This window comes from Sandarakinorhabdus cyanobacteriorum (assembly GCF_002251755.1).
In the GTDB taxonomy this organism is placed as follows: domain Bacteria; phylum Pseudomonadota; class Alphaproteobacteria; order Sphingomonadales; family Sphingomonadaceae; genus Sandarakinorhabdus; species Sandarakinorhabdus cyanobacteriorum.
Genome location: NZ_NOXT01000030.1, coordinates 1 through 3,409 on the forward strand (window position 1 = coordinate 1; position 3,409 = coordinate 3,409).

Annotated in this window: 6 protein-coding genes; 1 reads left to right on the forward strand and 5 read right to left on the reverse strand. The window is 60.9% G+C overall.

Annotation, left to right across the window (positions count from 1 at the left end; all coding sequences use genetic code 11):
- Positions 1 to 208 precede the first annotated feature (208 nt).
- Complete coding sequence (locus CHU93_RS00605; RefSeq protein ID WP_094472286.1) at positions 209 to 802, forward strand: GIY-YIG nuclease family protein; 594 nt, start codon at positions 209 to 211, stop codon at positions 800 to 802.
- Here CHU93_RS00605 and CHU93_RS00610 read toward each other — a convergent pair.
- The 5 genes from CHU93_RS00610 to CHU93_RS17175 form a co-directional block, all read right to left on the reverse strand.
- Positions 799 to 1,452 (reverse strand): thermonuclease family protein, encoded by a 654-nt coding sequence (locus CHU93_RS00610; protein ID WP_207759165.1) that lies wholly within the window; start codon positions 1,450 to 1,452, stop codon positions 799 to 801. The two genes, CHU93_RS00605 and CHU93_RS00610, sit on opposite strands and share 4 nt — an antisense overlap.
- A gap of 55 nt (positions 1,453 to 1,507) precedes the next feature.
- Entirely contained in the window at positions 1,508 to 1,729 is a 222-nt protein-coding gene (locus tag CHU93_RS00615) for a hypothetical protein (protein ID WP_094472287.1), read from the reverse strand.
- A 16-nt stretch (positions 1,730 to 1,745) separates the two neighbouring features.
- Positions 1,746 to 1,952 carry a DUF5818 domain-containing protein gene (locus CHU93_RS00620; RefSeq protein WP_094472288.1) on the reverse strand — a complete coding sequence of 69 codons (207 nt, stop codon included), beginning with the start codon at positions 1,950 to 1,952 and terminating at the stop codon, positions 1,746 to 1,748.
- Between the two features lie 118 nt (positions 1,953 to 2,070).
- The gene (locus tag CHU93_RS00625) at positions 2,071 to 2,682 is read right to left on the reverse strand and encodes a hypothetical protein (protein ID WP_094472289.1); all 612 of its coding nucleotides are present in this window, start codon (positions 2,680 to 2,682) and stop codon (positions 2,071 to 2,073) included.
- A gap of 441 nt (positions 2,683 to 3,123) precedes the next feature.
- Positions 3,124 to 3,303: a hypothetical protein gene (locus CHU93_RS17175; protein ID WP_133064247.1), complete on the reverse strand. Its 180-nt coding sequence runs from the start codon at positions 3,301 to 3,303 to the stop codon at positions 3,124 to 3,126.
- Positions 3,304 to 3,409 lie beyond the last annotated feature (106 nt).

Genomic DNA, 3,409 nt, shown 5'->3' on the forward strand with positions numbered 1-3,409 from the left:
CTTGATTGTCGCGCATTCTCACCCTGATTGTCGCGCGACAGGAGCAGCAACCCCACCTTGCGGACCGCTTCCGGCGAGAAGCGTCGGCCTCACTGGTCGTGCCGGCCAAGGCTGAGCTGGGGGACATATTCGAGGCGCTCGAGTGGCGCCGGCTTAGGCTGCGCCAGGATCAGCAGCTTGTTGAATGGTCTGCTGGATCGGAGCGTGCATGAGTTTCTTCCTCGAAGCGCCACTGTTCACGAGGCGCCAGATTCTGGAGACACCCGACATCGTCCCGGCCGCGAGGGGGGTTTATGCATGGTTCTTTCGGCGCTTGCCGCCAGGTGTACCTGCCGAAGGCTGCCACGACAGACATGGCATGAAGCTTCTCTATGTGGGGATTTCGCCCAAGGATGATCGCAGCCGGCAAACGCTCCGCCGCCGGATCGTCTATCATCTGCGCGGCAATGCCGAAGGATCCACCTTGCGCCTGACCCTTGGGACATTGCTGACGCCTGTCAGTGGCTTTCCCCTGAGAAGGGTGGGCAGTGGTCGGCGTCTGACCTTCACGCATGCAGGAGAGCAATGGCTGGATGCCTGGCTGGAGGACAACGCTGCCGTCTGTTGGATCAGCGATCCCGAACCTTGGGCGCTCGAGCGCAGCCTCCTCGCCAACACCTCACTGCCGCTCAACATCCAGCACAATCGCGACCATCCATTTTGCGCACATCTGACGCTGGCACGACAGCAAGCAAAGGCGGATGCGATAGCCTTGCCAATAGCCAACGAAGGGAACCAACAGCGGCGATGGGCGCCCGATTAACGGCAAAGCTTCTCGCAGGGCACCCCATCGCCGTCACCATCAAGGCTCCTGACCTGGCAGCTGTTGAGGAAATGCAGTGCTTCTTCGCATGAGCCCATCTGCCTGCAGACCCGCTTGGTTCCGCACTGACGGCCTGGCTGGCCTGCCGACTGCATTGCGACCGACTGCGGAGCGGTTGTCAGCGGTGCGGGCCCGCCTCGACGTTTCGCTGCCCGCCAGTCCCACGGCGCCATGATTTGATCAGCCTGGAGTCTCCAAAGCCCGCGGCGGGCCTGCCGGGCTTCTTCTTCCCACCGGATATAGCGTTGATCTGACAGATACCGTCGGTAGGCCCAGGCACCGCCACCCTTCACCATCTGGGCATTGATGTTTGTGCCATCCACGGTCAGCACGGCCACGGCCCGGCCGTAGCGGTCGATGTCGGTGACCCGGGCCCTGATCGTCCGTCCAAAGACAAGATCCGACAACATGCGCTTGGCGGCGCGACCGAAGGGTTGCCCACCCTCGGGGGCATCGATCTCGCCGAGACGAATCTTGTATTGCCGCCTGCCGTCGACGAGCAGCGTGATTGTGTCGCCGTCGGTGACCCGCACGACCTTGCCGGTGAGCGTTTCAGCCCATGCCTGTGGAGCCCAGACCAACATGGTCATAACCAACAAAGAGATTGCTTGGCGCAGGAGAGGCAGCCGCATTGCGCGAGACAGGTCAGTGCCGGGTTTCATCTGGCCGCGGTCCCTGCAGCTCCCGGATGCGCGACAGGATCAGCAACCATGTCCGATGGCCTGCCAGGTCCCCCGAGGCGAGCAACTCGTCAGCCCGAATGGCGGCCATCTCCTGCGCAGCCTCTGCATGCTGATCAATCTGCTGCTTGGCGCAGGCCCAAAGTTCCCAGTCGGAAAGGCTCAGCTTTGATGGGGTGATCGACATTTGGCTGTGAGGGCAATCAAGCTCTAGTGATGGATTCGACGTCGATCAGGTCGAAATCAGAGCGGATACCAACCACACGAACACGCTCTCCGATCAGGCTCTGATCGCGCAGCGAGCCATCGAGTCGCCATACGCCGCCATCGTCGCGCTCGAGGAAGAGATAGTGCGACCCGGCTTTGCGGAACAGTCGACCAAGTTCTTCATATCGATGACCCTTGGGCATGGCTCATGCTCCCGCTTTGGCACCTGCAATGCAAGAGCGGACCAAACTGCGTCGACCCATCGAACGGGAAGGAGTCGGCTTTGCAGCCACTTCCTTCCCGCGGTCACTGGACAGGCAATCAGGGCTTGGCGCTTGCCACATCAAACGCCAGATCCTCATCGAGGAACGCCTTCACGGCGCCGCCCATGGGGATCACGGCGCTGGTGCCGGTCGTGAAGAAGCCGGCAATCGGGATGAATGCGACTGCAGCGACCACGCCTCCGGTGCCGGTGACGCCCTTGTCGTCAAATGAACCGGTCAAGCGGACCGTGCGATCGCCTAATCGCATCGAGATCACCCGTGCGCCGATGTACCCCGACTTGCCCCACATTCCCTTGTTGCGGACTTCCGTGATCTCGCCAATCGCAGGCGTTCCACCTGGGACCACGACAACGCCATTGACGCTGATGCTGGATGCAACCTCCATCTGGAAGCGCTGGCCAACGCGCAGCTTCTTCTTCTTGGTGGTCAGTTCCTCCCGCATGATCAGAGGCACCTCCGCTCCCGCGCGCAGGATATTCTCGGACTTCGGGGTCTGGATGACGGCGACCGCCTGTGGGGCCGCGGTAACAGCAGGAGTAGGTGATGCCGCCGTCGCTTCGGCGGGCTTGTCGGCAGGCGGAGCAGCTTGTGCGATCGCGGCGCTGGAAGCCACCGACAGCAACACCGTGAAAGCGACCTTGTCGAACATTCTTGTTCCTTTGTTCGTTCAAAATTGAACGGGAAACACGCTATCGAAGCACGAGCAACTTAACAACGTGCAGAGGAAAAATCGTCTCGAATGCGGCTGATATCCGGCTTTTGACGGTCCCGCCCTGTACAGACGTGGGTGCTCGGCCTTCAATCATTTTCCTGAAACGTCCGGGTACAGACTGTCATGCCGACTTTCGCCGCTGGAGCTTCGCTTGACCCCTGCATTATTGGAGGTCGAATGCGTAAACGCTTGACGGCTTGAATGGTCATCATGGAAGCTCGGATCGGGTCGAAGACGGCCGGTGTCAGCAACAGGGCGCTGGTACCGGCCTATTCTCATTCGATCAGGACATTGGCCGGAAAGCCGTACACGCCCGATCAAAGCCAGCCCCCTCGCCGGCTTAGGCCCTCAAGGCCGTCAGCAGGTCGTTAGTGTCGCTCAGCTGAGCTTCCCCAAGTTCAATGCGACCGTGACCGTGGTGAACAGCCAAAGCACGATAAGGAAGCTGGTAGCCGCGGACTGGGTGTCGAGGACCGCGCTGAGCGCGTGCCCCTGATCTTGGAGTTCATGGATATGCTCTCGAGAGCTGGCGCTGACCCGCGAGATCCACATCGGCATCGACCCTTGTCCAACGTTCGGTTTTGGGACTCGAAGCTGCCCGTCCAATTTGTCCATAGCAGGGTGCTTAACCCGGATTATTCACCGGCCGGGTGATTTCGGGTTG

Excerpts from the sequence above, each read along its gene's own strand:
- CHU93_RS00620 (WP_094472288.1), bottom strand. The coding sequence starts at position 1,952 with ATGCCCAAGGGTCATCGATATGAAGAACTTGGTCGACTGTTCCGCAAA.
- CHU93_RS00605 (WP_094472286.1), top strand. The coding sequence starts at position 209 with ATGAGTTTCTTCCTCGAAGCGCCACTGTTCACGAGGCGCCAGATTCTG.
- CHU93_RS00615 (WP_094472287.1), bottom strand. The coding sequence starts at position 1,729 with ATGTCGATCACCCCATCAAAGCTGAGCCTTTCCGACTGGGAACTTTGG.
- CHU93_RS00625 (WP_094472289.1), bottom strand. The coding sequence starts at position 2,682 with ATGTTCGACAAGGTCGCTTTCACGGTGTTGCTGTCGGTGGCTTCCAGC.
- CHU93_RS17175 (WP_133064247.1), bottom strand. The coding sequence starts at position 3,303 with ATGCCGATGTGGATCTCGCGGGTCAGCGCCAGCTCTCGAGAGCATATC.
- CHU93_RS00610 (WP_207759165.1), bottom strand. The coding sequence starts at position 1,452 with ATGACCATGTTGGTCTGGGCTCCACAGGCATGGGCTGAAACGCTCACC.